This is a genomic window from Streptomyces sp. WM6386 (assembly GCF_000972385.1).
GTDB lineage: Bacteria > Actinomycetota > Actinomycetes > Streptomycetales > Streptomycetaceae > Streptomyces.
Genome location: NZ_JXTE01000006.1, coordinates 1 through 26,220, shown reverse-complemented (window position 1 = coordinate 26,220; position 26,220 = coordinate 1). Strand labels below are relative to the sequence as shown.

Annotated in this window: 28 protein-coding genes and 1 pseudogene; 15 read left to right on the top strand and 14 right to left on the bottom strand. The window is 70.3% G+C overall.

Annotated elements, in window-relative coordinates; genetic code table 11:
* Positions 1–19 precede the first annotated feature (19 nt).
* A complete protein-coding gene (locus tag TN53_RS05200; protein WP_046257164.1) occupies positions 20–658 on the bottom strand; it encodes a DUF305 domain-containing protein in 639 nt (212 codons plus the stop codon).
* 97 nt (positions 659–755) lie between these two features.
* On the opposite strand from TN53_RS05200, the gene TN53_RS05195 reads away from it, so the two are divergent.
* Positions 756–2,255, top strand: a complete 1,500-nt coding sequence (locus TN53_RS05195) for an LVIVD repeat-containing protein (RefSeq protein ID WP_046257163.1) — start codon at positions 756–758, stop codon at positions 2,253–2,255.
* Here TN53_RS05195 and TN53_RS05190 read toward each other — a convergent pair.
* The 6 genes from TN53_RS05190 to TN53_RS05165 form a co-directional block, all read right to left on the bottom strand.
* The gene (locus tag TN53_RS05190) at positions 2,243–2,920 is read right to left on the bottom strand and encodes a TetR/AcrR family transcriptional regulator (RefSeq protein ID WP_046257162.1); all 678 of its coding nucleotides are present in this window, start codon (positions 2,918–2,920) and stop codon (positions 2,243–2,245) included. The two genes, TN53_RS05195 and TN53_RS05190, sit on opposite strands and share 13 nt — an antisense overlap.
* Positions 2,921–3,073: 153 nt before the next feature.
* Complete coding sequence (locus tag TN53_RS05185; RefSeq protein ID WP_046257161.1) at positions 3,074–3,790, bottom strand: HAD family hydrolase; 717 nt, start codon at positions 3,788–3,790, stop codon at positions 3,074–3,076.
* Positions 3,791–3,799: 9 nt separating this feature from the next.
* The gene (locus TN53_RS05180; RefSeq protein ID WP_046257160.1) at positions 3,800–4,300 is read right to left on the bottom strand and encodes a hypothetical protein; all 501 of its coding nucleotides are present in this window, start codon (positions 4,298–4,300) and stop codon (positions 3,800–3,802) included.
* Complete coding sequence (locus TN53_RS05175; protein ID WP_046257159.1) at positions 4,297–4,968, bottom strand: phosphatase PAP2 family protein; 672 nt, start codon at positions 4,966–4,968, stop codon at positions 4,297–4,299. The genes TN53_RS05180 and TN53_RS05175 overlap by 4 nt, the downstream gene beginning before the upstream one ends.
* Before the next feature lie 56 nt (positions 4,969–5,024).
* On the bottom strand, positions 5,025–5,960 hold the full coding sequence (locus TN53_RS05170) for a M56 family metallopeptidase (protein ID WP_046257158.1): 936 nt from the start codon (positions 5,958–5,960) through the stop codon (positions 5,025–5,027).
* 75 nt (positions 5,961–6,035) lie between these two features.
* Positions 6,036–6,566 carry a DUF5134 domain-containing protein gene (locus TN53_RS05165; RefSeq protein ID WP_046257157.1) on the bottom strand — a complete coding sequence of 177 codons (531 nt, stop codon included), beginning with the start codon at positions 6,564–6,566 and terminating at the stop codon, positions 6,036–6,038.
* Positions 6,567–6,729: 163 nt separating this feature from the next.
* Here TN53_RS05165 and TN53_RS05160 point away from each other — a divergent pair, with 163 nt between their 5' ends.
* The 4 genes and pseudogenes from TN53_RS05160 to TN53_RS48145 all read left to right on the top strand — a co-directional run.
* The gene (locus TN53_RS05160) at positions 6,730–8,340 is read left to right on the top strand and encodes an FUSC family protein (protein WP_046257156.1); all 1,611 of its coding nucleotides are present in this window, start codon (positions 6,730–6,732) and stop codon (positions 8,338–8,340) included.
* On the top strand, positions 8,337–8,873 hold the full coding sequence (locus TN53_RS05155) for a MarR family winged helix-turn-helix transcriptional regulator (protein WP_046257155.1): 537 nt from the start codon (positions 8,337–8,339) through the stop codon (positions 8,871–8,873). Before TN53_RS05160 ends, TN53_RS05155 begins: the two co-directional genes overlap by 4 nt.
* An 85-nt stretch (positions 8,874–8,958) precedes the next feature.
* The gene (locus tag TN53_RS05150) at positions 8,959–11,508 is read left to right on the top strand and encodes a cellulosome protein (protein WP_046257154.1); all 2,550 of its coding nucleotides are present in this window, start codon (positions 8,959–8,961) and stop codon (positions 11,506–11,508) included.
* A gap of 132 nt (positions 11,509–11,640) precedes the next feature.
* Positions 11,641–11,922: pseudogene (locus TN53_RS48145) on the top strand (cupin); the annotation flags it as partial.
* Between the two features lie 27 nt (positions 11,923–11,949).
* Here TN53_RS48145 and TN53_RS05145 read toward each other — a convergent pair.
* The 3 genes from TN53_RS05145 to TN53_RS05135 form a co-directional block, all read right to left on the bottom strand.
* Positions 11,950–13,002, bottom strand: a complete 1,053-nt coding sequence (locus TN53_RS05145; protein ID WP_046257153.1) for an aldo/keto reductase — start codon at positions 13,000–13,002, stop codon at positions 11,950–11,952.
* Positions 13,003–13,102: 100 nt separating this feature from the next.
* Positions 13,103–13,867 (bottom strand): VOC family protein, encoded by a 765-nt coding sequence (locus TN53_RS05140; protein WP_046257152.1) that lies wholly within the window; start codon positions 13,865–13,867, stop codon positions 13,103–13,105.
* 191 nt (positions 13,868–14,058) lie between these two features.
* Positions 14,059–14,451, bottom strand: coding sequence for a VOC family protein (locus TN53_RS05135; RefSeq protein WP_046257151.1), 393 nt, complete (start codon positions 14,449–14,451; stop codon positions 14,059–14,061).
* A gap of 69 nt (positions 14,452–14,520) precedes the next feature.
* Between TN53_RS05135 and TN53_RS05130 the strand changes: the two genes are divergently transcribed.
* Positions 14,521–15,051: a GNAT family N-acetyltransferase gene (locus TN53_RS05130; protein ID WP_046257150.1), complete on the top strand. Its 531-nt coding sequence runs from the start codon at positions 14,521–14,523 to the stop codon at positions 15,049–15,051.
* Between the two features lie 15 nt (positions 15,052–15,066).
* Here TN53_RS05130 and TN53_RS05125 read toward each other — a convergent pair whose 3' ends face one another.
* A complete protein-coding gene (locus TN53_RS05125; protein WP_046257149.1) occupies positions 15,067–15,750 on the bottom strand; it encodes a glycerophosphodiester phosphodiesterase in 684 nt (227 codons plus the stop codon).
* Positions 15,751–16,131: 381 nt separating this feature from the next.
* Here TN53_RS05125 and TN53_RS05120 point away from each other — a divergent pair, with 381 nt between their 5' ends.
* The 6 genes from TN53_RS05120 (at position 16,132) to TN53_RS05095 (ending at position 22,006) form a co-directional block, all read left to right on the top strand.
* Positions 16,132–17,529, top strand: a complete 1,398-nt coding sequence (locus TN53_RS05120) for a DUF6421 family protein (RefSeq protein WP_046257148.1) — start codon at positions 16,132–16,134, stop codon at positions 17,527–17,529.
* A gap of 50 nt (positions 17,530–17,579) precedes the next feature.
* Positions 17,580–18,329: an SDR family NAD(P)-dependent oxidoreductase gene (locus TN53_RS05115; protein WP_046257147.1), complete on the top strand. Its 750-nt coding sequence runs from the start codon at positions 17,580–17,582 to the stop codon at positions 18,327–18,329.
* The gene (locus TN53_RS05110) at positions 18,326–19,396 is read left to right on the top strand and encodes a threonine aldolase family protein (protein ID WP_046257146.1); all 1,071 of its coding nucleotides are present in this window, start codon (positions 18,326–18,328) and stop codon (positions 19,394–19,396) included. The genes TN53_RS05115 and TN53_RS05110 overlap by 4 nt, the downstream gene beginning before the upstream one ends.
* Before the next feature lie 83 nt (positions 19,397–19,479).
* Complete coding sequence (locus tag TN53_RS05105; RefSeq protein ID WP_046257145.1) at positions 19,480–20,073, top strand: transglutaminase domain-containing protein; 594 nt, start codon at positions 19,480–19,482, stop codon at positions 20,071–20,073.
* A gap of 8 nt (positions 20,074–20,081) precedes the next feature.
* Positions 20,082–20,786: a B3/4 domain-containing protein gene (locus TN53_RS05100; protein WP_046257144.1), complete on the top strand. Its 705-nt coding sequence runs from the start codon at positions 20,082–20,084 to the stop codon at positions 20,784–20,786.
* A gap of 26 nt (positions 20,787–20,812) precedes the next feature.
* Positions 20,813–22,006: a hypothetical protein gene (locus TN53_RS05095; protein WP_159038098.1), complete on the top strand. Its 1,194-nt coding sequence runs from the start codon at positions 20,813–20,815 to the stop codon at positions 22,004–22,006.
* Positions 22,007–22,012: 6 nt separating this feature from the next.
* On the opposite strand, the gene TN53_RS05090 is transcribed toward TN53_RS05095, so the two are convergent.
* From TN53_RS05090 to TN53_RS05080, 3 genes are all read right to left on the bottom strand, one after another.
* Positions 22,013–23,035: a hypothetical protein gene (locus TN53_RS05090; RefSeq protein WP_046257142.1), complete on the bottom strand. Its 1,023-nt coding sequence runs from the start codon at positions 23,033–23,035 to the stop codon at positions 22,013–22,015.
* A 69-nt stretch (positions 23,036–23,104) separates the two neighbouring features.
* Complete coding sequence (locus tag TN53_RS05085; RefSeq protein ID WP_046257141.1) at positions 23,105–23,833, bottom strand: lysophospholipid acyltransferase family protein; 729 nt, start codon at positions 23,831–23,833, stop codon at positions 23,105–23,107.
* A 188-nt stretch (positions 23,834–24,021) separates the two neighbouring features.
* Positions 24,022–24,438, bottom strand: coding sequence for a DUF4395 domain-containing protein (locus tag TN53_RS05080; protein ID WP_046257140.1), 417 nt, complete (start codon positions 24,436–24,438; stop codon positions 24,022–24,024).
* 76 nt (positions 24,439–24,514) lie between these two features.
* Between TN53_RS05080 and TN53_RS05075 the strand changes: the two genes are divergently transcribed.
* The 3 genes from TN53_RS05075 to TN53_RS05065 all read left to right on the top strand — a co-directional run.
* On the top strand, positions 24,515–24,928 hold the full coding sequence (locus TN53_RS05075) for a TlpA family protein disulfide reductase (RefSeq protein WP_095046300.1): 414 nt from the start codon (positions 24,515–24,517) through the stop codon (positions 24,926–24,928).
* Between the two features lie 208 nt (positions 24,929–25,136).
* The gene (locus TN53_RS05070) at positions 25,137–25,646 is read left to right on the top strand and encodes a flavin reductase family protein (RefSeq protein WP_046257138.1); all 510 of its coding nucleotides are present in this window, start codon (positions 25,137–25,139) and stop codon (positions 25,644–25,646) included.
* A gap of 214 nt (positions 25,647–25,860) precedes the next feature.
* On the top strand, positions 25,861–26,220 hold a 360-nt coding region (locus tag TN53_RS05065; protein WP_046257137.1), incomplete at its 3' end, for an electron transfer flavoprotein subunit beta/FixA family protein.

Here is a 26,220-nt window from a genome sequence, read left to right as displayed (position 1 = left end):
TTGTGGTGGGCGAGGGTCCTCACAGCATGTCCCGCATCCGGGAGATCTCGGCCGTCTGCTGGGCGACCACGTCGTCGGCCATCTCCTCGATCCGGATGTTGTTGCCCTGTCCCTTCACGTCGGTGGCCATGGTGATCGCCCCTTCGTGATGCGTGATCATCAGGGTGAGGAACAGCTGGTCGAAGGCCTTGCCCTTGGCGGCCCGCAGCTTGCCGATCTGCGCCTCGGTGGCCATCCCGGGCATCGAGGAGTGATCGTGCGCGTCGCCCCCCTGGGTCTCCTCCTTCTTTCCGTACGTCTTCAGCCAGCTCCGCATGGCGGCGATCTCCGGCCCCTGGGCCGCCTCGATCCGCTCGGCCAGCTTCGCGACCTTCGCGGACTCCGCGCGCTCCGGGGCGAGTTCGGTCAACTCCAGTGCCTGTGTGTGATGTTCGATCATCATCCGGGCGTACGAGACGTCCGCCGAGTTGGGGGAGTCGTCCTCGGCGCGCTGGTCCGCGGCCTCGTCGGCGGAGAGGGTGCGGTTCGCCTCGCCGGGCTTGCCGGGCACGAGCACCGACGGTCCGCTCGGGGCCGGTTCCGCGTCCGAGTGCGTGTCGCAGGCCCCAAGTCCCAGCATCGTGAGGGCGGTGAGGGTCACCGGGGCGAAAAACTTCATTGCGATCTTGTTGCCCCCTGTTGGTATGTGCATGGCGAAGACAATACTTCGGTGGTGCGTGAACCGTTCCGAGGTGAACGGAACCAGGGAGGAAACAGTGATCCTGTTGAAAAACCCCCGAACCCGGCACAGACGACTGGGAGTTGCCACGGCCGCGGCCGGACTCCTGGCGGCGCTGCTGACGGCGGGACCCGCGGCCGCGACCCCCGACCCCGGGGACGGCCCGACCGTGGGCGAGGAAGTGTCCCAGAGCACCGAGGCCGAGGTCCGCGCCGCGATAGCCGACGGCGAGATACCCGGCAAGGACGAGATCGTCCACTCCGACAACATCGAGCACGTGGCCAACTCGCCCAAGGCGCTGGCCAGTCTCAACTCGGACCTGGCCTTCCAGGGCCGATACGCCTTCTCCGGCAACTTCGACGGCTTCGTCATCTACGACATCAGCAACCCGAAGGCACCGAAGACCGTTTCCCAGGTCCTGTGCCCCGGTTCCCAGAACGACATCTCGGTCTCCGGAGACCTGCTCTTCCTGTCGACCGACTCCTCGCGCACCGACAACAGCTGCAACAGCACCACGCAGCCCGCGACGGAGAAGTCCTCCTGGGAGGGCATCAAGGTCTTCGACATCAGCGACAAGGCGAACCCGAAGTACGTCGCCGCCGTCGAGACCGCGTGCGGCTCGCACACCCACACGCTGGTGCCCGAGCGCAAGAACGTCTATGTCTACGTCTCCTCGTACTCGCCGAACGCCGCCTACCCCGACTGCCAGCCGCCGCACGACGGCATCTCCGTCGTCAAGGTGCCGCGCGGCGCCCCGGAGAAGGCGGCGGTCGTGAGCTTCCCGGTGCTGTTCCCGGGTGAGGGCCCGGACGGCGGCGGCAACCCCGGCGGGCCTACCAACCCGGGTGTCTCCAAGACCACCGGCTGCCACGACATCACGGTGCTGCCCTCGAAGGACCTGGCGGCGGGCGCCTGCATGGGTGACGGGATCCTGTTCTCCATCAAGGACGCCGAGAACCCGAAGGTCATCGACCGCGTGCAGGACAACGTCAACTTCGCGTTCTGGCACTCGGCGACCTTCAACCAGAAGGCGAACAAGGTCGTCTTCACGGATGAGTTGGGCGGCGGCGGCGCGGCCACGTGCAACGCGGCGGTCGGTCCGAACCGCGGTGCCGACGGCATCTACGACATCGTCGGCAAGGGCGACAAGCGCAAGCTGGTCTTCCGCAGCTACTTCAAGATCCCCCGTCACCAGGCCGACGTCGAGGTCTGCGTGGCCCACAACGGCTCGCTGATCCCGGTCAAGGGCAAGGACATCATGGTCCAGGCCTGGTACCAGGGCGGCGTCTCCGTCTGGGACTTCACCGACTCCGCGAAGCCGAAGGAGATCGCCTACTTCGAGCGCGGCCCGGTGAACACCGAGCAGCTCACCACCGCCGGCCCCTGGTCGGCGTACTACTACAACGGCTACATCTACTCGAACGACATCGCCAAGGGCTTCGACGTCCTGAAGATCAAGGACCGGCGCACGGACCCGGCGAAGCGGGTCCGGCTGGGCGAGCTCAACGTCCAGACGCAGCCTGACTACTTCGACTGACCGGCCGCGGGGTCCCCGGTCGCGAAGAAGCGCGACAGGTCGTTCTCGTACGTCCCGCCGGACGCCTCATCGGTGTCCGGCGGGGCGCCCAGCTCCCAGTCCAGCCGGTAGCGCCCGAACAACTCGGCCCGCAGTACCGGGATCGCCATCGGGGCCCCGGGCACCAGGGCCGCGTAAACGGAGCCCATGAGCAGGGCACGCAGCATCGGATAGTCGGCGTCGACGTCGTCCGAGCCGTTACGGGCGACGGTGTCCCGTAGGAGTTCGGCCAGGCGGCGCTGTTCCGGGCACGGCATGAAACCCTCGCCCTGCAGCAGTCCGGCCATGTGCTGGCGCATCAGCACGGGCCGCTCCCGGGCCAGGCCCAGGATCGCGTCGATGGCCCGCGCCATCCGCTCCTTGCCGTCGTCGGTGCGTGGCTCGCGCTCCAGCGCCTCCTCCAGCGTGCGGTGCATCAGCCGGTGCACGGCGGACTGCACGAGCTGGCGTTTGCCGGGGAAGTAGTACGACGTCAGCCCTCGCGCCGAGCCGGCCCGGTCCGCGATGTCGCCGAGCGTCGTCGCCTCGTAGCCGTGCTCGGAGACCAGCTCGACGGCCGCCTGCAGGAGCCGCTCCCGGGAACGGCGGCGCAACTCTTCATTGACCGAGGCGCTGCGCGGGGACATGCTGTAACTCCTGCGTTGACTGGTTACCAGCCAACTATACTCAGTACGTCCGGACCGACCGGTGAAACGGCTGGTCAGGGCTGCCGTCTGTCTCGGGCGACGCGGGGGATCGCCCGAGACGGGCGGTTATTCCGCCCCAGTGGTGGCCTGAGGCTACTTACCGGCGACGTCCTCCCGTGCCCCGTCCACGAGATCCAGCACCGCCAGCAGCCCGTCCGGGCGCTCGGTCACCGGCAGATGGTCCACGAAGTGCAGCCCGCATCCCAGCGCGGCCGCACCGCCGTCGGCCCGCCGGTCGTCACCGACCATCAGGGTTCCGCGCGGATCGGCCCCGAGGCTCTCGCAGGCGAGGGCGAACAGTCGCGGATCCGGCTTCTGGACGCCGTGCTCGTACGACAGCGCATACGCGTCGACGTACGGGTCGAGGCCGTGCTCCCGGAACACGGGCCGCAGGTCCCATCCGATGTTGCTCACGATCCCGACGCCGATCCCGCGCTCGCGCAGCGTCCGGAGCACCTCGGCGGCGTCCGGGTAGGGCTGCCAGGCGGACGGTGACCGGTGCCGGTCGTAGAGCCTGTCGTACAGTCGCGGGTCGGGCAGCGGCACCTGCCGGGAGAGCCCGGTGTAGGTGGCCCGGTGCAGCTCGGCGCTCTCGTCCCGGGTCGCCCACCGGTTCGCCAGTTCCTCGGGCACCCGCACCGGATTCGCCCCGCCCGGCAGTGCCCCCGCCACCTCCAGCGCCTTCGCAGCCGCGGTGATCTCGGCCTCGGGCAGCGCGATCCCGGACTCCGCGAGCGTTCCGCGCAACCAGGACTCGGTGGACTCGATACGGAACAGGGTCCCGGAGAAGTCGAACAGCACTGCGATCATGCGCAGATCCTACGAGTCGACGTTCCACTCGACCGGAAGATCACTGCCGCAGAACACGCACACGAACTCGCCCTCACGCACCACGGAACACTCCCGGCACCGCTCGCAGCGACGGAACACCACCTCGTGGGTGAAGCGGCCGGGATGGCCGACACCGGCGGTCTCCAGGGCACGGGCGACCGCGTGCCACGACGTGAGGTCCGGGCAGTAGCCGGTCGACTGGTTGCTGATCTCGTGGGCCGTCCACTGCCCGGACGCGCGGCCGAAGGCCATCTCGCCCGCCGCCGGCACAGGACGGCCGCCCGCGCAGGCCACGTGCTCGCTGCGTCGCGGCGCGAGCCGCAGCCGGCCTTCCAGGTCCACGACGAAGGTGTACGGCTCCCGCGCCTCGGCCTTGCCGCGCTCGGTCACCCAGGCGTCCAGGTCGGCCGGTGAGCCGATGGCACGGCCCCCGGCGCCGGGACGGACCGCCGCCCGGATCTCCGCCGGTCCCACGTAGCGGTGGCTCACGTCCTTCGCCGTGCGTGCACCAGCACCGCCATGGCCACCACGAGCACCCCCAGCAGCCAGCCGCCCACGACGTCCGAGGTCCAGTGGACACCGAGCCAGACGCGGGTGAGGCCTACGCCGACGACGGAGACGAGGGAGACGGCCAGGACCGTGCGGAAGACGCGGCGGTCGGCGCCGTGGTGGTGCAGGAGCCACAGCAGGAGGCCGCAGACGACCGTGGCGGTCATGGCGTGGCCGGAGGGGTAGGCCGCGTAGTGGGCCGAGTCGACGGGGTCCGGCCAGACCGGACGGGGACGGTCGACGGCGGCCTTGAGTCCCTGTTGCAACAGGGTGCCCAGCAAACACGTGAGCCCCAGCCACAGGGCCGTCCACCACGCCTGGCGCCGCAATATCAGCCACAGCGCGACCACCGTGCACAGCAGTCGCATCGTCCACGGGTCCCACACCCAGTCCGTGAGGATGCGGAAGGCGTGCGTGAGTCCTGACTCGTCCACCGCCCAGCGGTGCGTGGTCGTCGCGATGTCCTCGTCGACGCTGATCAGGGGATGCCACCGGACCGCGACCAGGGTGAGCAGGAGTGCGGAGCACACGGTCAGGACACCGGCCGAGCGGAGGGCGGTGCGCTGGTCCCTCGGGCGGGACGGGGCGTCGACGGGCGGCGAGTGCATACTGCGATCCTCGCCGACCGGCGGGGCAGGAGGCGAATTCCGCCGTGCACCGACCGTCAGCCGAGCGCCCGCAATCCCGGCACGAACGCCACCAGCACCGGAACCACCGGCACCAGTGCCGCCGTCGCCGTCAGGCGCAGCCGACGGGCCGCCGTGAGCCGGTCCGGGGGAGTGAGCAGCCGGTTCACCCGCTGCGGGACATGGGCCTGCGGGGTCGGGCAGGGGCCGAACACCCCCCGGTCCTCGTTGAGTTCCACCAGTGCCAGCGCGGTCGTCAGACGCCCGAAGCGGCGGGAGGCCATGTCGTCCGCGGCGAGCTCGACGAGCCGGTGCATCTCGTCGCGGAACGCGGCGAACACCGGAACCTGCGGAAACCCGCCCGCCAACGCGCCCGAACTGTGCAGCAGCCAGTCGTGCCGGGCCTGCGCGTGACCCTCCTCATGGGCCAGCAGAGCGTCCAGCTGCCGCCCCTTCAGGCGGCGCAACGCGGCCGTGGTGATGACCAGTTGGGGCGCCGACCCGGGCAGCCACCACGCGTCGGGCCGCTCGCCCTCCAAGACCACGAGTCGACCGGCGCCCCGCTCCTCGCCGGGCAACATCGGGGCCCGCACCAGGAGTTCGGCCCTGCGCAGCCGCCGCCGCGCACGCGCCCGTGCGACCTCCCGCACCAGCATCGCCGCGCTCCACACCCCGCCCAGCGCCAGAGTCACCGCGGTCGTCGCCGCCCAGCTGCCGCCCCTGCCGAGCGCGTACGCCTCCACGACCCCGGACGGCGCCGGCGCGAAGACATGGCCGCGCACCGCCTGCCAGGCCGCTGCCGCGCTGAGCGTCATCGACAGGGCACAGCACAGGAGTACGGTCGCCACCGCGCACTGCCACACCCACAGGGCGACCACGGGTTCGCGGTCCACCCAGTCGACCCGGGCGAGCAGCCGGGGGGCGAGGACGGCGGTCAGCGCGCCGAGCAGCAACAGTGCCGCGGGGACCATCATGGGAGCACCCTACGAGCGGCTCACCGCCCAGGGGTACGGCCCACGAGGCCAAAGTGACGCAGGACACGCAGGCGTTCAGAGCGTCGCCAGCATCGCGACCATGGCGATCCCCATCGACAGCCGGCACGCCCGCGCCAGCTCCGGCCGGTCGCCCCAGCCGACGGTCCCGCTCCCGGCGGCCACGGGCACCAGGCGCACTCCGGACAGCAGGACGTACCCGGCGAAGTAGAGGAGCAACACCCCTGTCAGCAGGGGGATTCCGGATCCCGCGTGATGCCCGGGCGAGGCGGCCATCACGACCGCCATGTAGACCATGGCCGACGCCCCCACCAGGTGGTGCAGATGGTGGGTGCTCGCCCGTGCCGCCCACAGGGCCCGTAAGGCGGCCGCGCCGAACACGAGGGCATAGGCCGACCAGGCCCACGACGGAGGGGTGTACACCGCCGCCGGTACGGCCATCGCGGCCATGCCGAAGCCCATGAGCGCCTCGCCGCCCGCCGCACGGCGCTGCTCCTCGACATCGCTGCGCATCCGCAGCAGGCAGTAGGCCCCGGTCGCCGCGCACAGCGTCACCAGCAGCCAGCCGGGCGAAGCCGGTCCGTGCACACGCACCTCCCCGCTCGACGGTCGGTCAGGGATGCGATGCCCCGCTCCCGTGGCGCGCACGCGGGCGCAAGGGTGTACACGGGGAGCATTCGGTGGAGCACGGCAGGTCAGCGAATGCCCGGCAAAATCCTTTACGAGTAAAACACCTGCTAAGGTTATGGGTATGAGCAGCGCGACCCCACGACTCCCCCTCGCCGGCGTCCTGCGCCTCGGTCGACCCTCGGACATCTGGTTCAAGCCCGCTCTGAGCGTGGTCGTCGCGGTCGCCCCGCCCAACCTGACCCTGCTGGCGCTCGGCCGGCTCGACCTGGCGATGTACACGATGGCCGGGTCCCTGTGCGCGCTGTACGCCCACAACCGCCCCTATGCCGCCCGGGCCCAGGCCCTGACCTGGGTCGTGCTCGGCATGCTCGCCGGCCTCGCCGTCGCCCTCGTCGCCGCGTCGCTCACCACGAGCGCCGTGGCACTGGTCACGGTCGGCGCCCTCCTGGCCGCGGCGCAGAAGGCACTGTGCGACGCGGCCCGCATCGGCCCGCCCGGCAATGTGATCTTCACGTTCATCAGCTCCGCCGCCCTGTTCGCCCCGCAGACCCTCGCCCAGGTCCCCGGCCATCTGGCCCTCGCCGCCGCGGCGGGCGTCTGGGCCTGGCTCATCGGCATGGCACCCGGCCTGGTCCGCCCGCACGGCCCGGAACGCCGGGCCACCGCCCACGCGCTACGAACCGCCGCCGCGTACGCCGAGAAGCCCGACGACCCCCGCGCCAGGGCCGCCGCGGCCGCCGCCGTCCAGACCGCCTGGCGGGCGCTGCTGTCCGCCGGCGCCCGCACCGAGCCACGCCGAGCCCTCGACCGCCTCGTCGTCCGTGCCGAGGTCGCCCTCGCCGCCCCGTACGACACCGACCCGGAACGGCTGCGGGCCTGGGCGCGCGACCTGCGTGGCAACGGAGCGGTCCCGCGGACCGAGGACCGGGGTGAACTGCTCGGCATCGACGCCGAACTCAGCCTTGAGAGCGTCCCGTCGTGGCGCCGGCTCGGCCCCCTGACCCCGCTCGCCCTGCGCACCGCCCTCGGGTGCGCCCTCGCCGGATACGCCTCCCTGGCCTTCGGAGTGGGCCGCCCGTACTGGGCCCTGGTCACCGCCGCCTCCCTCTACCAGGCCAACCTCACCCTCACCTGGAGCCGCGGCGTCCAGCGCGTCGTCGGCAACCTCGCCGGCCTCCTCCTCTTCGCCGCCGTCGTCCCCCTCGCCCACCTCGGCCCGGCCGCCCTCGTCCTGTGCTGCCTCGCCTTCAACTTCGGCGCCGAGGCGCTGATCAGCCGCAACTACTGGCTCGGCAGCGTCTGCGTGACCCCGATGGCGCTGCTCATCACCGAGTTCGCCGGCTTCCAGGAGCCCGGCCGGCTGATCACCGAGCGCCTCGTGGACACCGTCGTCGGCGCCCTGGTCGGCTTCGTCGCCGCGATCGCCGTCACCGACCGGCGCGCCGGCGACCGCGTCGAGCACGCCCTGACCGTTGTCGACCGCGCCCGCGAGCGCGCCGCCCGCCTCCTCGCCGGGCCGTCCCCCGCACCCGCCGCCCTGGAGCCGGCGCGCCGGACCCTGGCCGCCGCCCTGGTCGAGCTGCGTGCCACCGTGGACGCCGCGTCCGGCGAATGGTGGCAGCGCGCCCTGTCCCAGGAGCGGGTCGTACTCGCCGAGCAGACGGGACACCGTACGCTCGCCGCGACGACACGACGGCTGACCAGCACGACGACGGAGGACGTACGGCCATGACGGCGCAGACCAGCGGGGGAGACGGCCCGCGGACGGACACGGTCGCGGCGGTCGTCCGGCAGTGGCAGACCGTCCATCCCGGCCTCGGCACCGGACCCATGGAGATCATCGGCCGCATCAACCGCTCCGCCGCCCTCCTCCAGCAGGCCGAGGACGCCCCGCTGCGCCGGGCCGGTCTCAGCCGCCCCGAGTTCGACCTGCTCGGCGCGCTCCGCCGCACCGGCCATGAACTGACCCCCGGCGATCTGGCCCGTGAGACCTTCTCCTCGGGCGCCGCCGTGACCAAGCGCCTCAAGCAGCTCACCGAGCGCGGACTGGTCGAACGCCGCGGCGACACCCGCGATCGCCGGGTGGTCCACCTCCGCCTCACGGACGCCGGCCGCGATCTCGTCGACGGGATCCTGCCCGAGCAGCTCGCGTACGAGACCGCGGTGCTGTCCGTGCTCGACGGGGAGAAGCAGGGGGAACTGGCCTCACTGCTCGGCGAGTTGCTGACGCGGCTGGAAGGCCGTCTCGGAGCGCTCCGCGTCTGATCGGCCCTTTCGGGAATTTCGGAGGCGGCCCCTCCATTGACGTGATCCACACCTGCTCCCTAGGTTCGGTTCGATTCGCCGACACATGTGCGAAATACCGGACGAAGGAGAGACTGCCGTGGCAGCCGAAACGCTCACCGTCGACCTCGGCACCGAGACGGGCCCCTTCCACGGCGGCGCGAGCGGCACGCTCTACGGCCTCTACGGCGACGGCGTGCCCAGCCGTGCCGTCGTCGAGGGCATGTACGTCCGCACGGTCGCCACCAAGGCCCAGGACGGCATCCAGCACCCGGGCGCGGACGCCCTGGAGATCCTGCCGTCCTTCGTCGCGGCCGGCGGCCAGGACGTCTACCTCTACATGCCGGACATCCTGCGCGGCTTCCCCTACGAGTGGCCCGGCGCCACCGGCGAGGATCGGCTGGCCGGCTTCACGGAGAGCATCGGCAAGCAGGTCGAACAGGTCCTGACCATGGGTGAGTTGAAGTCCCACGTCGTCTACGTCCCGTTCAACGAACCCGAGGGCAACATGTTCGGCGAGGGGGAGTGGAGCTACGACGGCGTCTCGTGGCACACCGACCCGAGGCACTACTTCGCCGCCTGGCGGGACATCTACCGGCTGATCAAGGGCCTCGACCCGGGCGCCCGTGTCGCCGGACCCAACACCTGCATCCTGTACCCCGAGGTCAAGGGCTTCCTCGCCTTCGCCAAGGAACACGGCGTCCTGCCCGACGTGATCACCTGGCACGAACTGTCCTCGCCCGCCGAGGTCCGCACGAACGTGGCCAAATACCGTGAGTGGGAACGTGAGTTGGGTATCGGGCCACTGCCCGTCAACGTCAACGAGTACGCCCACAACTACCACTTGTCCGTCCCCGGGCAGATGATCCAGTGGATCGCCGCGATCGAGGAGTCCAAGATCGACGCCGACATGGCGTACTGGAACATCGCCGGCAACCTCAACGACTCGGCCGTCGAGGCCAACAAGGCCAACGGGCAGTGGTGGCTGTTCAACGCCTACGGCCAGATGACAGGGAACACCGTCGCGGTGACCGCGCCCCGGCCCAACGTCCAGTACACGCTCCAGGGTGTCGCCACGCTCGACCGGGAGAAGCGGCAGGCACGGGTGCTGTTCGGCGGATCGAGCGGTTCCGCCGACATCGTCGTGAAGCGGCTCGACCTCTTCGGCGAGATCGTCCGCGCACGGCTCCAGGAGATCCCCTGGACGGGCCAACTCGGTGCCTCCGCCCAGCCGCTGATCCTGAAGGACGAGGAACTCCCGGTGGTGGACGGCAGGGTGACGCTGCCCCTGACCGGCCTCGACGAGATGTCCGCCTACCAACTGATCCTGTCGCCCGGCGGCGACGGACCCGTGCGCCCGCAGCCGCCGGCAGGCTGGCGGAAGACCTACGAGGCCGAGGACGCCACCTACACGGGCGGCGGCTACTCGAAGAACGGTCCCGAGGGGTCCCCGGCGGACGTCGACAAGTTCGCCACCTCCGGCGGCTACCACGTCGGCGGTCTGCGCACCGGCTCCGACGGCGTGCTCGCCTTCGACGTCGAGGTCCCGCGGGACGGGACATACGAGATCCGTGTCTACGCCAATGCGCACAACCTCGCCGAAGCGGTGCGGGAGCACGGTCCCACCAACGTGTTCCTGCGCGTCGACGGAGAGGACCCGCGCGAGCTCCTGCTGCCGCTCGGCTACAAGTGGGCCGTCTGGGGCCACACCGACACCGAGGTGGAGCTGACCGCGGGCCGCCACCTGATCACCCTCGCCGCACAGGACCCCGACCTCGGTGCCACCCGGGGCGACGCGGTCGTCGACCGGCTGGACCTGGTCCTGCGCGACAGGGAGAGGGTCGCGCGGTACGACGCCGGGTACGCCGCCCTCGCCGACGGAGCGCGCGTGAGCGGCCCCGCCGCCGTGCTTCCGCGCGGTGGGAGCGCGACCTTCTGGGTGCACGCGGCCGACGACGGGGAGGCGACGGTCCGCCTCGGCGGAGACGGCGAGGGACTGCTGACGGTCAACGGGGAGGAGATCGGACGGATCGGGACCACATGCCTCCCTGTCTTCCTCGCCGGGGGCGTCAACAAGGTCAGGGTCGAGGCGACTTCGGAAGACCTCCTCGTGGAACAGTTGACCGTCGGTCCGGCGAGCGGGCTGCTGCCCACCGCGACGTACCCGGCGCAGGACGGCGTGCTGACCGGCTCCGCGAAGGTGACCGCGTTCTCCTACGCCACCGGCGGCAAGGCCGTCGACGGCATCGGCCGCGGCCCCGCCAACGCGCTCACCCTGACGGTGACGGCGGACCGCCCCGGACGCCACGCGCTGACGATCCGCTACTCCAACGGCGAGCAGCCGCCGAGTACCCACTACAACCCGGACCCGGTCTGCCGGCACGCGGACATCAGCGTCAACGGGGACGACACCCGCCGCGTCCTGTTCCCCACCACCTTCCACTTCAACAACTTCTGGCAGCTCTCCGTCCCCGTCACTCTCCAACAGGGCGCGAACACCGTCACGTTCACCGCCGACGAGCTCCCCGACTTCGACGGCACCGGCACCAACGCCCACGGACAGCGCTCCGCCCACGCCCCGGTCCTCGACTCGGTGACGGTGACGCCGCTCGCCTGACGACCGCCTCCCGCACCAGTCCTAGGCCCGAGGCCCTCGTTCCCGGATCCGCCGAGATCGTCCGGAGCCCCGATGCCGCCGTCCGGGGGCGCGAGCGACCCTTCCGGTGGAGACCTGCCAGAAGGAGCAGTCATGTCCTACCCGGAACAACTCCCGTACCCGGAGCCCCGCTACCACGGAGACAAGGGCGAGGTGAACGCCGTCTTCCGCCCCGCCGACACCCCCGCGGACCTCTCCTCGCCCGGCGGTTCGACCCCATACCCACGAGCCGATGTCCATGCTCATGCTCTTCTCCCCGGGCTCCCCGCGCGAGGAGTACTTCGAGCGCGTCGCGGGGACACGCGGCGCGGGGGCGAAGAACTGGAGGGGTTCCGCGTCCGGCACGACAGCTACTTCGTGGACCAGAAGCGACCAGAAGCGACCAGAAGCGACCAGAAGCGACTAGAGCACGTCCGTCGCCGTACGCCGGTACCCGGAGCGCCGGTCGTCGATGTCCGCCCAGCGGTCGCCGTAGATCGTCCGGACGACGTCCGGGTCCCGTACGAAGTCGTGCGGGAAGCCCAGCGTCACCGCGCTCACCTCGTCCAGGCGGGTGACCGCGTCGGCGTCGAGGCGGACGTCGACGCCGGCGAGGTTGTCGGCGAGCTGGTGCTCCTTGGTGGCCGCGATGATCGGAACGATGTTGCCGGGTCGCTGGAGCAGCCAGGCCAGCGCCACCTGGGCCGGGCTCCAGCCGCCCTGCTCGGCGATCTCCAGGACTGCGCTGACGACCTCTTCCTCCTGTGCGCTCGGCTTGCCGCCCCAGGAGTCGAGCCGGCCCGACTCGCCCCGCCGGTACTTACCGGTCAGCTTCCCGGCCGCCAGCGGCGCCCACGCCAGCACCGCCTGGTCGAACGCCCGTGCCTGCGGCAGCAGTTCACGCTCCGGCGTCCGCTCCAGCAGGTTGTAGCGCAGCTGCGAACCCGCGAACGCGGTCCAACCCCTCAGCTCTGCCATGGTGTTGGCCTGCGCGATCTCCCAGGCGGGCCAGTCCGAGACACCGATGTACAGCACCTTGCCGGTCCGTACGAGGTCGTCGAGTGCCCGCATCACCTCCTCGACCGCGGTGAAGTTGTCCCGCGCGTGCACCCACAGGACGTCGAGCCGGTCGGTGCGCAGCCGCTCCAGGCTCGCCTCCACCGACCGCACCAGGTTCTTGCGGTGGTTGCCGGCCGCGTTGACATCCCCCGCGCGTGTGCCGCACGTGTACTTGCTGGCCAGCACGAACTCCTCACGCCGACCCTCCAGCAGCTCGCCGAGGATCCGCTCCGAGCTGCCGCCCGAGTAGATGTCGGCCGTGTCGATGAAGTTGCCACCCGCGTCGGCATAGGCGTCGAGGAGCTTGGCGCTGGTCTCCTTGTCGGAGCCGGCGCCCGAGTCCTCACCCATCACCATGGCGCCGAGGCCCAGCTCGCTCACGCGCAGACCGGTCCTGCCGAACAGTGTGTAACGCACGATCAGTTCCCCCTCCGGGCGGTTCGTGCGGCCGACGCTATGAGCTGGAGCGCACTTCAACGCAAGTGCGTTTCGGGGACACCGAATTCGCCCCCAGCTCTCAGCGCTCCGCACCCGCCAGATACACCCCGAACATCGCCCCTTGGGGATCCCGCAGCACGGCGATGCGCAGACTGTCGGGCACCGTCGTGGGCTCCATCAGGACCGTGCCGCCCGCCTCCGTCGCCGTGGCGGCGCTCGCGTCCACGTCCGCCACCGCGAAGTACGGCAGCCAGTGCGGCGGCACCTCGGGCGGGAACTTGTCGTCCATCGTCACCATGCCGCCGAAGTCGGCGCCGTCGAGGCCCCACTGTGTGTAGTGCTCCGAGGCGTTGACACTCCAACCGAACACCGTGGTGTAAAAGTCCACCGACCGCTCGGGCTGCCTGCTCATCAGCTCCACCCAGCCCAGCGAGCCCGGTTCGTTGACCAGCCCCGCCCCTTCGAAGCCCTCCGCCTGCCACACATGGAAACCGGCACCCTGGGGATCGGCGACGGAGGCGAAGCGCCCCATACCGGGAACGTCCCCGGGCTCGAACACCACAGCGCCACCAGCCGACTTGATCTTCTCCACCGTGGCGTCGACGTCCGTCACGGCGAACGTCACGAACCACGTGACCGGCTGCGGCTCCTCGCCCAGCGGCACGAGCGCGGCGACGGGGAGATGACCCACGTACGCGATCGTGTAGCCGCCCAGCTCCGCGCGGGAGTCGGTCTCCGTCCGCCAGCCGAAGAGCTCGCCGTAGAAGCTCCGGCCGGCCTCCAGATCCGGGGTTCCCACCTCGGCCCAGCAGGGTCCACCGGCCACCGGCTTGTCGAGTTTCATGGCGTCACGGCCTTCCTGCCGACGCGGGCGTCCCCTTTGGCACGCTAGCCCCGCTCGACCGCCGCTGCCATCCGACGTCGCGCTCCGGCCCGCACCGGCCGAGGCTGGGAACACCGGGCCTGGACGAGGGTCCGGATCCACACCGTCACGTCACGGCCCGACCCACCGGGCCGCTCTCTCCGCGGCGGTCGTCAGATGCCTGGGCGGAAGCGGATCGGGTGGTCCTCGGGTACCTCGACGAGGACGATCTTGCAGCCGTCCGGATCGGCGATCCACATCTCGATCAGCCCCCAGGGCTCCTTCAGCGGCGGCCGTACGATCTCGACGCCCTTCGCCACCAGCTCCTCGTGTGCGGCTGACACATCCGCGACCTGCATCCACAGCCGCACGGCCGGGGACGGGGGTGCCTCGGAGCGTCCCGAGAGCTCCAGGAAGCCTCCGCCGAGGAAGTAGACGGTGCCGCGCTCGGGCCCCGTGCCGAACTCGCGGTAGACGCCCAGGCCGAGCTGCTCGCCGTAGAAGACCCGGGAACGCTCGGGGTCGGTGGGGTGGAGGAGGGTTCGGCCGCTCAGTACATGCACCATGCAGCGGAGCCTAGTGGGAGCGCTACGCTCGTCCGTGCCCTGCCGTGCCCGAGAGCGGAGATACGCCTGATGACCGCTGGACTCACTTTCCGCGATGCCATCGACACCGATGTGGACGCCCTGGTCGCGCTGATCGAGTCGGCGTACCGCGGGGACTCCAGCCGGACGGGGTGGACCACCGAGGCGGACATCCTCGAGGGGCAGCGGACCGACCCCGAGGGCGTTCTCGAGGTCATCAAGTCGCCCGAGAGCCGGCTGCTCGCCGTCGAGCGCGACGGCGAGGTCGTCGCCTGCTGCCAGCTCGAACACCGGGGGGCCCACGCCTACTTCGGGATGTTCGCGGTCAGCCCGAAGCTCCAGGGCGGCGGCCTCGGCAAGGTGATCATCGCCGAGGCCGAGCGCCGGGTCCGCGAGGAGTGGGGCGCGACGGAGATGCAGATGACGGTGATCTCCGTACGTGACGACCTGATCGCCTGGTACGAGCGCCGCGGCTACCGCCGTACGGGCCGGATGACCCCGTTCCCGTACGGCGACGAGCGCTTCGGTGTTCCGCAGCGCGACGATCTTCAGTTCGAGCTGCTGGTCAAGCCGCTGGTGTGACGTTCATGCAGGGGGCTATGCGGTGAAGCGGGCGGTGCGTTTGATCTCCGGGTAGTCGGTGGTCGCGCCGTCCAGCTGCAGGGCCCGTACGAGCCGCAGATGGTCCTGTGTGTTCACCACCCAGCCGATGATCCTGAGATCCGCCTTGCGGGCGGCCTCCACGACCTCCAGCGTGATCCGGCGGATGTTCAGACAGACGGTCGCGGCACCGGCCTCGACGGCGCGGTCCACGATGTCGGTGCCGTACCGGCTGGCGATCAGCGCGGTCCGTACGCCCGGCACCAGGCGGGAGATCTCGGCGATCGCCTCGTCATGGAACGAGGACACCTCCACCCGGGCGACCAGATCCCGCCTGAGCATGACCTCGGCCAGTGCCCGGGCCGCCTGCATGTCCTTGATCTCGGCCTGGAGCGGCGACCGCACCGCGTCCAGGACCTCCTCGAAGACGGGCACGCGCTCACCGCGGCCCGCGTCCAGGGCGCGTAGTTCGGCGAGGGTCTTCTCGGCGATCGGACCGGTCCCGTCGGTCGTGCGGTCCACGTCCGTGTCGTGCATGACGACCAGGGCACCGTCCTTGCTCAGGTGCAGGTCGAGTTCGATGACGTCGAGGCCGGCCTGCTGGGCGGCCACGAAGGAACGGAGGGTGTTCTCGGGTTCGAGACCCATGACCCCGCGATGACCGATGGTAAGGAAGTTCAAGGTACAACTCGCTTCCGTCGACGGCGGCTCGGCGTCCGCGCGGACCGGAGCGGACGATCGCGCGGGCAGATCCGCAGCCTAGTGCGCCCGGCCGGTGATGTACCCGCGCGTACACGGGGGATCGGGGTGACACGAGGGGCGGACCTGCCCGGTACGGCTCCGGGTGGTCACCCTGGGGTGGGCGAGTCCTGCGGACATTGACCACGCAGGTATGCCGAGACATTCACGTCTACCCACCTGAGTGGCCCTCATGGCATCCGGCAGGAAAAAGTTTCGTGACCATGCGGGCTCGCAGGACGATTTCCCGAGTCTGCACTTGCTGGAAGGAAGCCCCTATGCATACGGTGTCCTGACGTGAGGTTCTCCCGTGGAGGATGGGACATGACGGAAATTCTTGTGCAGGCGGCGACGGGGGAGCAGGCTCCTCCCGTGACCAGGGTGGTGGAGCACCCGGCCTGGCCCGTGCTCAAGGATGCCGTGGAGCGGATCCGGCCCTGGCAGACCAAGGACGGGTCGATCGACTTCACCGCCGAGGGCGCCCCGGCGCGCGCGGACGCCGAGGCTGTCCTGCGGCAGGTCGCCGACGCCGTCGAGGAGCTGTCCCCGCTGCTCCCGCACGACAGGGCCTACCACGAGGCCCTGGTGAAGGACCTGAAGCGCTGGGCCGACGGTGGCTTCGAGGTGCCCGACTTCCTCGACTCGCTGCTGGCCTTCCAGCCCGCCAAGGGGCGCGCGGACGGTCTCCAGCACCTGGTCGTCTTCCCGATGTACACCCAGAACGGCAACCCCGACCGCAATCTCGAAGCGGTCGTGCTGCGCATGGTCTGGCCCGAGTGGCTGGCCGAGCTGGAGCGCACGCGCTACGACAACCCGCTGTTCTGCGGCATCAAGTTCGAGGACTTCACGGCCGGCTACGACACCAACTCGGCCGTCCTCTTCCCGGAGACCATCGCCGTGCGCGAGGCGCCGGAACGATTCTCCTGGGGTGGCATCTTCTGCGACCGCGAGGCCGCCCGCTTCCGCCGGGTGACCGACGCCGCAGTCGGCATCCTGGGCCTGGAGCTGCCCGAGGACGTCGCCGCGATGGTCCACGACCAGACGCGCTGCGAGGAGGCCTTCGTCCTGTGGGACATGGTCCACGACCGCACCCACAGCCACGGCGACCTGCCCTTCGACCCCTTCATGATCAAGCAGCGCCAGCCGTTCTGGATGTACGGCCTCGAAGAGCTGCGCTGCGACCTCACCGCCTTCAAGGAGGCCGTGAAGCTGGAGGCGGAAGGCGTCTCGCAGGCCCGAGACGTGCAGTTCGCGGTGCTCTTCGACCGCATGTTCCGCTTCCCGGTCACCGGCGAGCGCGTCCGCAACTACGACGGCCTCGGCGGCCAGCTGCTCTTCGCCTACCTGCACAAGCACGACGTCGTCCGCTGGACCGACAACCAGCTGCACATCGACTGGCAGCGCGCCCCGCAGGTCACCAACCAGCTGTGCGCCGAGATCGAGGACCTCTACCGGGCGGGCATCGACCGTCCCAAGCTCGTCCACTGGTTCGCCGCCTACGGCCTGGTGTCGCAGTACCTCGCCCCGCACCCCGGCTCCCGCTGGGCCAAGGGCCCCGACGCCCTGGACCTGACCCAGCCGCCGCGAAAGCTCGTCGATGACGTGCTTCCGGACGAGTTTCCGCTGAGCATGTTCTATGAGGCCCTCTCCAAGAAATTGAAGACGGTGATCGCCTCGACCCGGGGCATTACCGCGGAGAGCGCCGAGCGGATCGCCGCGTGAGCGTTCGCGGCACCGAGAACACTGCACAGCAAGCTCAGGAGGCGAAGAACATGGCGGGGAACGGAGCTCTCAGCGGTGCGGTGATCGCGGTGGCCGGCGCGGGCGGTCCCGCGGGCCGCGCGACACTGCTGCGCCTGGCCGAGGCCGGGGCGACGGTCGTCGGCGCCGACAACGACCCCGAGCGCCTCGCGGAGGCCGTGGACGCGGCCCGTTACAGCGCCGGTGGCGCCACGGTCACCGGTGAGCCGGTCGACCTGCTGGACCTGGAGTCCACCCGTGACTGGGCCACGCGTATCGAGAAGGACTTCGGCGGCGTCGACGGCGTGGTCCACCTCGTCGGTGGCTGGCGCGGCAGCGAGACCTTCATCAAGACGAGCCTGGACGACTGGGACTTCCTGGAGCTGCTGCTCATCCGCACCGTGCAGCACACCTCCCTGGCCTTCTCCGAGGCGCTCCAGCGCAGCGACCGCGGCCGCTACGTCCTGATCAGCGCCGCGGGCGCGACCAAGCCCTCCGCGGGCAACGCCGCCTACGCCGCCGCCAAGGCGGCCGCCGAGGCCTGGACGCTCGCCATGGCCGACTTCTTCCGCAAGGCGGGGGCCGGTGAGGAGCTCACCTCGGCCGCCACCATCCTGGTGGTGAAGGCGTTGGTGCACGACGCGATGCGCGCCGAGCGCCCCAACGCGAAGTTCGCGGGCTTCACGGACGTCAAGGACCTCGCGGGGGCCATCGCCGACGTCTGGGAGAAGTCCGCCGGGGAAGTGAACGGAAACCGTCTGTGGCTCACCGAGAAGCCGTGAACCCTCCGAAGACCGACGCCCGCCGGCACCACGACCCGGACAGCCGGGGCTTCGCCAGCGACAACTACGCCGGCGCCCACCCGGAGGTGCTCGCCGCCCTGGCCCTGGCCAACGGCGGGCACCAGGTCGCCTACGGCGAGGACGACTACACCGAGAACCTCCAGACGATCGTCCGCAGCCACTTCGGCGCCACGGCCGAGGCGTTCCCCGTCTTCAACGGCACCGGCGCCAACGTCGTCGCCCTCCAGGCGGTCACCGACCGCTGGGGCGCGGTGATCTGCGCGGAGAGCGCGCACATCAACGTCGACGAGGGCGGCGCCCCCGAGCGCATGGGCGGCCTCAAGCTGCTCACGGTGCCCACGCCGGACGGCAAGCTCACGCCCGAGCTGATCGACCGGCAGGCGTACGGCTGGGACGACGAGCACCGCGCGATGCCGCAGGTCGTCTCGATCACCCAGAGCACGGAGCTGGGCACCCTCTACACACCGGACGAGATCCGCGCCATCTGCGACCACGCCCACGCGCACGGCATGAAGGTGCACCTGGACGGCTCCCGCATAGCCAACGCGGCCGCCTCCCTGGACGTCCCGATGCGGACGTTCACCAACGCGGTCGGCGTCGACATCCTCTCGCTCGGCGGGACCAAGAACGGCGCACTGTTCGGCGAGGCCGTCGTGGTCATCAACCAGGACGCCGTCAGCCACATGAAGCATCTGCGCAAGCTGTCCATGCAGCTCGCCTCCAAGATGCGTTTCGTGTCGGTCCAGCTGGAGGCGCTGCTCGCCAAGGACCTGTGGCTGCGCAACGCCCGCCACTCCAACGAGATGGCCCGGCGGCTCGCGGAGGGTGTCCGTGCCGTGCACGGCGTGGAGATCCTCTACCCGGTGCAGGCCAACGGCGTGTTCGCCAAGCTCCCGCACGAGGTGAGCGTGCGCCTGCAGAAGCGGTTCCGGTTCTACTTCTGGGACGAGACGGCGGGCGTGGTGCGCTGGATGTGCGCCTTCGACACGACCGAGGAGGACGTGGACGCGTTCGTCGCGGCGCTGAAGGAGGAGATGGCGCACTAGCGGCCTCTCGATCTATGCATAGGTATGCGGTCACCCGAAAAAGAATTGACTCCAGGGTGATCGCATTCCTATGCTCTGCGGTCATGGAGCTGATCCAGAACACCCCTGACCTGTCCGCTTACTTGGCCGCTGATGAGGTCATCGACCATGACCATCCACGGGTACGCGCGACGGCTGCGCGCCTCGCCGCAGACGCCGCGGACTCGTATGCCTATGCGCAGCTGGCTTTCGAGTTCGTGCGCGACACCATCCCCCACTCGCAGGACTCCGGCGACCTGCGCGTCACCTGGCGGGCCTCCGATGTGCTCGAACAGGGCACCGGCGTCTGTTACGCCAAGGCCCATGCGCTGGCCGCGCTGCTACGGGCCGAGGACATCCCGACCGCGCTGTGCTATCAGCGGCTGGCGGACGACGACGGGGACGGGCATGTCGTGCACGGCCTGGTCGCGCTGCGGTTCAACGGGGCCTGGCACCGGCAGGACCCGCGTGGCAACAAGCCGGGGGTGGACGCGCGGTTCTCCCTCGAAGGGGAGCGGCTGGCGTGGATTCCGGACCCGCGGTCCAATGAGGTGGACTATCCAGTGCTGTACGCTGAACCGCATCCCACCGTGTTGAGTGTCCTGCAGGCCGCCCCCGACCGGCCCTCCCTGTGGAAGACGCTCCCTTCCGCACTCTGAGGCAGTCGATGACCTTCTCCCTGACCGTGTCCGACGAGGCGCGCGCGCTCGCGCCCGGCTTCACGCACGTCGCCGTCGAGGCGCACGGCCTCGTCAACGGACCGAGCACCGACGCGAGTTCGGCGCTGCTCGACGACGCCGCCCGCCGTCTCGCCGTACGCCTGGACGGGCGGGCCCCGCACGAGGACCCGCACATGGCCGCCTGGCGCGAGGCCTACACGGCGTTCGGCTCGAAGCCGTCGCGCACCCGCAACTCGGCGGAGGCGCTGGCCAAGCGGGCGTCGGCGGACGGCGGGCTGCCCCGGATCAACCTGCTCGTCGACCTCTACAACGCCATCAGCGTCGCTCATCTGATCCCGGTCGGCGGCGAGGACATCGACCGCATCGAGGGTGGGATGCGCCTGGTGCGGGCGACCGGAGACGAGGACTTCGTGACCGTCGCCGGCGGCGAGGAGGTCGTCGAACACCCCGACGCCGGCGAGGTGGTCTGGCGCGACGCGCGGGGCGTGACCTGCCGGCGCTGGAACTGGCGCCAGGGACCGCGGACCCGGCTCACCGAGGAGACCGTCTCCGGGATCTTCCTGCTGGAGAGCCTCGCGCCGATGCCGGTCCCCGAGGTGGAGGCGGCAGCGGCCGAACTCGCCGAGCTGCTGGAGAAGTTCAGCCCCGGTGCGCGTATCGAGGTGCATGACGCCGACCCGGTGCGCGGCTGATCCGTCGCAGTCGCTAATCTCCCGGCATGCGTGATGGGGGAACGGTGGACGACAGTACGAGCGTGGACGCGGAGCGGCCGACAGGGACTCTCGCCCGGCTGAGGAAGCACTGGCTGCTCACCTCGGCCGTGGCGCTGGCAGTGCTGGCGACGGCCACGGCCGTGCCGGTCGTCCTCGCGGACTCCGGGGGCGACCCCCCGTGCCAGGAGATCCCCGCGTCGACCCGCGCGCTCGCGAAGGATCCGGCGGCCGCCACCCGGGCCCTCGACCCGGGCGACCAACTGACCCTGTTCGGCGCTGTGCGCGACCTCCTGGTGCACGAGAACCCGTGCGGGGACGGCGGCAAGGTGCTCGGCCAGGTCGTCGACGCGGCCACCCGTGCCCCGGCCGGCGGCAAGCCCCACACCCTCGCCCAGGCCCGCAGCGCCTACGCGGTCGTGGCCGCCTTCGACGACAAGGACGTGCCCGCCGGGATGGCACCCGGCCTGGCCCGCCTGCTCGCCGAGTACGTCGTGGACGCGAACCGCTATCTGAGCCCCGACGACGAGTCCTACACCCCGGCCGCCGACGCCACGTCGGCCGCACCCGACGACACCGGCTGGACGCCGTACGGCCGCTTCCTCGCACCCGGTGAGGCGCACGCCGACTTCGAGCACACCCAGCCGTATTCGTCCGTACACGCGGACCCGGAAGCCCTGATGGCCGAACTGGCCAAGGACCCCGAGGCGTTCGCGATCCTCTACGACGCCCAGCGCGCGTACCTCGCGTACTACCTCGAACGTCTCACCCGGGCGGGCGCGGACCCCGACTACCACCCGGAGCCGGACAAGGACGGGACAGTCCAGCCCACCGACACCTGGGTCGACATCGACCTGGAACACCTCACCGACCGCGTCGGCGCACTGATGAACCGCCGGGCGCGCTACGCCCGGGAGGGCACGATTGCCGACCTCGCGGTCTTCGACAAAGCCGTACGGCGGCACACGCGTGGCGCCTACCAGGCGGCCGCGCGGCAGTTGAGCAGCCGTCCGCCGGTGGGGGACATCGCCGAGCGGCCGGTCTCCGGACCGGTCGGAGGAGACCTGATGGACGGGAGGCATCAACTGTTCACCGTGCTGGACGCCTGGACGAAGGCGCGGAACGTGCCGCGGAAACGCGCGGCGGACCTGCGGCAGTTGATGGACGACCGGTACGTCAGGGCGCTCTGGATGACGTTCTGAGCGGACTCAGCCGCCGAGCCGCAGATCGGTGCAACCCCGCTGCCGCACCTGCTCGCGGGCGAAGGCCGCGAGCAGCTTCCGCTTCCCGGCCTCGTCGACCCCCGGAGCCTCTTTGGCGGCGCTGAGGGCGAAGTCGGCCGCCTCGCCGTCGCATCGGGCCGTCGCCGTAAGGGCCGCGGGCAGGCGGCCGTCCTCGGCGATCAGACGGCTGCTCCAGTCGCCGTACCAGGCGGCGAACGACAGCTGGTTCTCCATCTCGCCGGAGTCGGTGTCACGCGCGTACAGGTCGCAACGTCCCACCGGACCCGCGTCGTTCATGAGCGTCGCGACCTGCCACTGGGACGTCTTGAGCAGCCCCGACTTGAGGGCCCAGCCGCAGGCGGTGTCCGCGGACCTGTCGAGAGACACCGTCTTCGGATCCTTTTCCGGATCCACCGGTGCGGCATCGCCTCCGGGTGCCTTCAACGGCTCGGCGCCGCAACCGAGCCGCTCGGACGCGGAGTTGGTGAGGGTCACGGCCGTCTCGTAGGCGGCGGGCGTGCCCCGCAGAGTGTCCCGGCCCAGCCGGGTGCGCACCAGCAGCTTGGGCTGCCGGCCGTCGTCGTCCTTCTTGAGGGCCGGGCAGGGCACCAGGAGCTGGAGATCGCCGAACTGGTCGATGAAGCCGGGCATTCCGTTCGGCATCGGCGCCATGGTGTCGAACCCCGTCTCCGGGAAGACCGTCATCAACTCCCGGTCCAGGTCGTCCCGTCGGGTGTACGCCTCCATCGACAGCAGGCGGTCGCTGCGCAGTTCGTCGCCCTCGAAGTCGAGGGAGCAGCCGTAGTCGCCCAGCTCCGGATGGGAGGCGCTCGTCGCGTCCTTGAAGTGCGAGCCGCTGCGCCCGAGTTCACGCACCGCGTCCACGGGCAGCGCCCCGTCGCAGGCGGTACGCAGCAGCCACCAGTCGTTGACGTACGGGGTGGCGACCCAGCCGCCGATCCCCAGCACGACCGCAGCCGTGATCGACACTTTGACCCAACGCCGCATGCGTAGCCCCCGTAGCGCACCCCGGACACCTGGCGTCCGGTTACGCGCAGCACACTATCGGCCGAGCTCTCAGCGAGCCTCCGCCGCCTTGACTTCCTCGGGCGTCGGCGCGGTCCCACCGAGATGCGCCGGCATCCACCACGTATCGTCGGCGTCCTTCGGCCGCACCGGATAGGCGCGCTGCGCGGCCACCAGCATCTCCTGGACGCGCTCGCGCAGCTGACGGGTGATCGCGCCCGCGTACTTGTCCTTGGACGCCTCGATCGCCTCGCCCACCCGGATCGTGATCGGGATGTGGCTGCGCTTGAAGTTTTTGGGGTGGCCCTTGGTCCACAGTCGCTGCGTGCCCCACACCGCCATCGGGATCAGCGGGACGCCCGCTTCCTGGGCCATGCGCGCGGCACCCGACTTGAAGGACTTCAGGGTGAACGACTGCGAGATCGTGGCCTCCGGGAAGACCCCGACGATCTCGCCGGAGCGCAGCGAATCCAGCGCGTGCTGGTAGGCGGTCTCACCCTGCTTGCGGTCCACGGGGATGTGCTTCATCCCGCGCATCAACGGTCCGGAGATCTTGTGCCGGAAGACGGACTCCTTCGCCATGAAGCGAACGAGTCGTTTCTGCGGGAGCGCCGCCAGGCCGTCGAAGATGAAGTCCAGGTAGCTGATGTGGTTGCTCACCAGCACGGCGCCGCCCGAGCGCGGGATGTTCTCCGAACCCTGGCAGTCGATCTTGAGGTCCCACGCCTTGAACAACGTGAGCGCGAGGCCGACAGCGGGTCGGTAGACAAGCTCTGCCATGGACGGGGTGGACCCTTCCTTCTCTGCTGGGAAAGACGGTTCCCGGCGGGAAAGTTACGGCGCCGTAGGTTTACGGCATCTCGCAGATCGTGCCCCAAGAACGGACCGGGGGCCAGTCCTCGTGCCCGTGAACGGCGAGATCCTTGTCACGTCGGCTGCTTGATCCACCTCGTGCTTTTACGTGGCCTTTACTGCGTGCGCACCGTCACCCGCCGTACGAGCAGGTACATCTCGCAGCCCAGGCAGTACCCGAACGCGGAATTGAGAAAAGCGGCCGCGAGCGCCGCACCGGTCGCGGCGAGCCCCAGCCACGTCGGTCCGAGCGCGTAACCGACGAGTCCCACGGCGGCGAACGCGAGCCCGACGGCCTGAGCGAACCGTGGCGGCTCCGGCGCCTCGAACTCGGTCGGTGGGCCGATCCGGGGCCTTACGGCCTTGCGGAACAGCCAGCCGTACGGCGAACGAGCCGCTCCGCCGGCCGCGCCCAGTGCGAACGCCAGGGTCTGCCAGGCCAGGAGCCACACGCTGCCGGTGATCAGTACGACCGCCAGTACTAGGGTCGTCACGGCCGCCCCGAAGCGCGGTCCCCTCACGTCGATGTCCATGAATCAAGCATTCCGCATGGGGAAGTGTCAGTGGCGCCGGGAATCTTTGCAGTCTTGTGAACGCTGGAGCTGGGTGATGGCCGGAGTTGTGGTGTGTGTGATGGTGCTCGTCGCCGCGAGCGCCTATGGAGTGCTGCACAAACGGCGGAGCGGGAGAGTACGCGTGCGCGGGCGTGACGACGGCAAGCGGCTCGGCTCGGCGGAACTGGGCGGGGAGTTGGGGGAGCGCGCCACGCTCGTCCAGTTCTCCAGCGCCTTCTGCGCGCCCTGCCGCGCCACCAAGCGGATCCTGGGCGAGGTGGTCGAGATGGTGCCCGGAGTCGCCCACATCGAGATCGACGCCGAGGCCCATCTGGACCTCGTGCGCGAACTCGACATCCTCAAGACGCCGACCGTGCTCGTGCTGGACGCCGACGGTCGTGTCGTGCGGCGGGCCGGCGGGCAGCCGCGCAAGGCGGACGTCATCGCCGCGCTGGGGGAAGCGGTTTGACGGGGCTCACGCGGACGGTGAGGCATCTCCCATATGCCGGGACGTACTTGACTGTGCGCGCCACCTATCGTCAGCCTGACCGTATGCCTTCGGAACTCCTTCTCTTCGGGCGGGTCCACGTCGACCTCGCTCGCACGGCGAGCGCGCGCTGTCCGGGTTGTTGAGCACCCACGGACCCTCTCGCCCCTCCTTGCCGAAGGATCACTCGATGACGGCCTCGCCGGAACTCCGTACCCCTCAGCTCGCTTCCGCCGACCTCCTGCGCTCCGTCTTCCGGCGGCACGCGGCGGGGGTCGCCGTGATCACCGCCGGTGGTGACGGGGGTCCCGTCGGCTTCACCGCCACCTCCCTCACCTCGGTCTCCGTCGAGCCCCCGCTGCTCTCCTTCGGGATCGGTGTCGGCGCCTCCAGCTGGCCGGCGATATCCGAGGCCGACCATGTCGGCGTGCACATACTCGGCGAGCACCAGCAGGAGCTGGCCGCCACCTTCGCCCGCAGCGGCGCCGACCGCTTCGGCGCACCGACTGCCTGGCGGGAGGGCCCCGAGGGCGTGCCCGTCCTCGACGACGTCCTGGCCTGGCTGGTGTGCCGGGTCGTCACGCGCGTGCCCGCCGGGGACCATCGCATCGTCCTGGCCGAGGTGCTCCTCGGCGATCCGGCCGGTGCCGGCCGTCCGCTCGTCTACCACCAGGGTCGGTTCGGCGGTCTGCGCGACTGACGCCCACTTCTGCGAAGCGGTCGAGTTCCGATTACGCTGCGTTGCGAAGGTCACAGTTCAAAGCGCTTGCTTAGCGGGAACGAACTGGGTGTACTGACGAGTAATATTTCGTTCGGAGCGCGGGTCGCCCCGATCGGGATCGGCCGCTTGGGGCGCCTATGCTGCCTGCAAGTAGGCAGCAGAGAAATGTCGACGCAGCAGTAGGAGAGCCGGCGTGAGCTTGAGGATCGTTGTCACCGTGAAGTACGTGCCCGACGCCACCGGCGACCGGCACTTCGCCGATGACCTGACCGTCGACCGTGACGATGTGGACGGCCTGCTCTCCGAGCTGGACGAGTACGCGGTCGAGCAGGCGCTGCAGATCTCGGAGAACTCCGACGACGACGTCGAGGTCACGGTCCTCACCGTCGGTCCGGAGGACGCCAAGGACGCGCTGCGCAAGGCGCTGTCCATGGGCGCCGACAAGGCCGTCCATGTCGAGGACGACGACCTGCACGGCACGGACGCGATCGGCACCTCGCTGGTGCTGGCGAAGGCGATCGAGAAGGCCGGCTACGACCTGGTGATCTCCGGT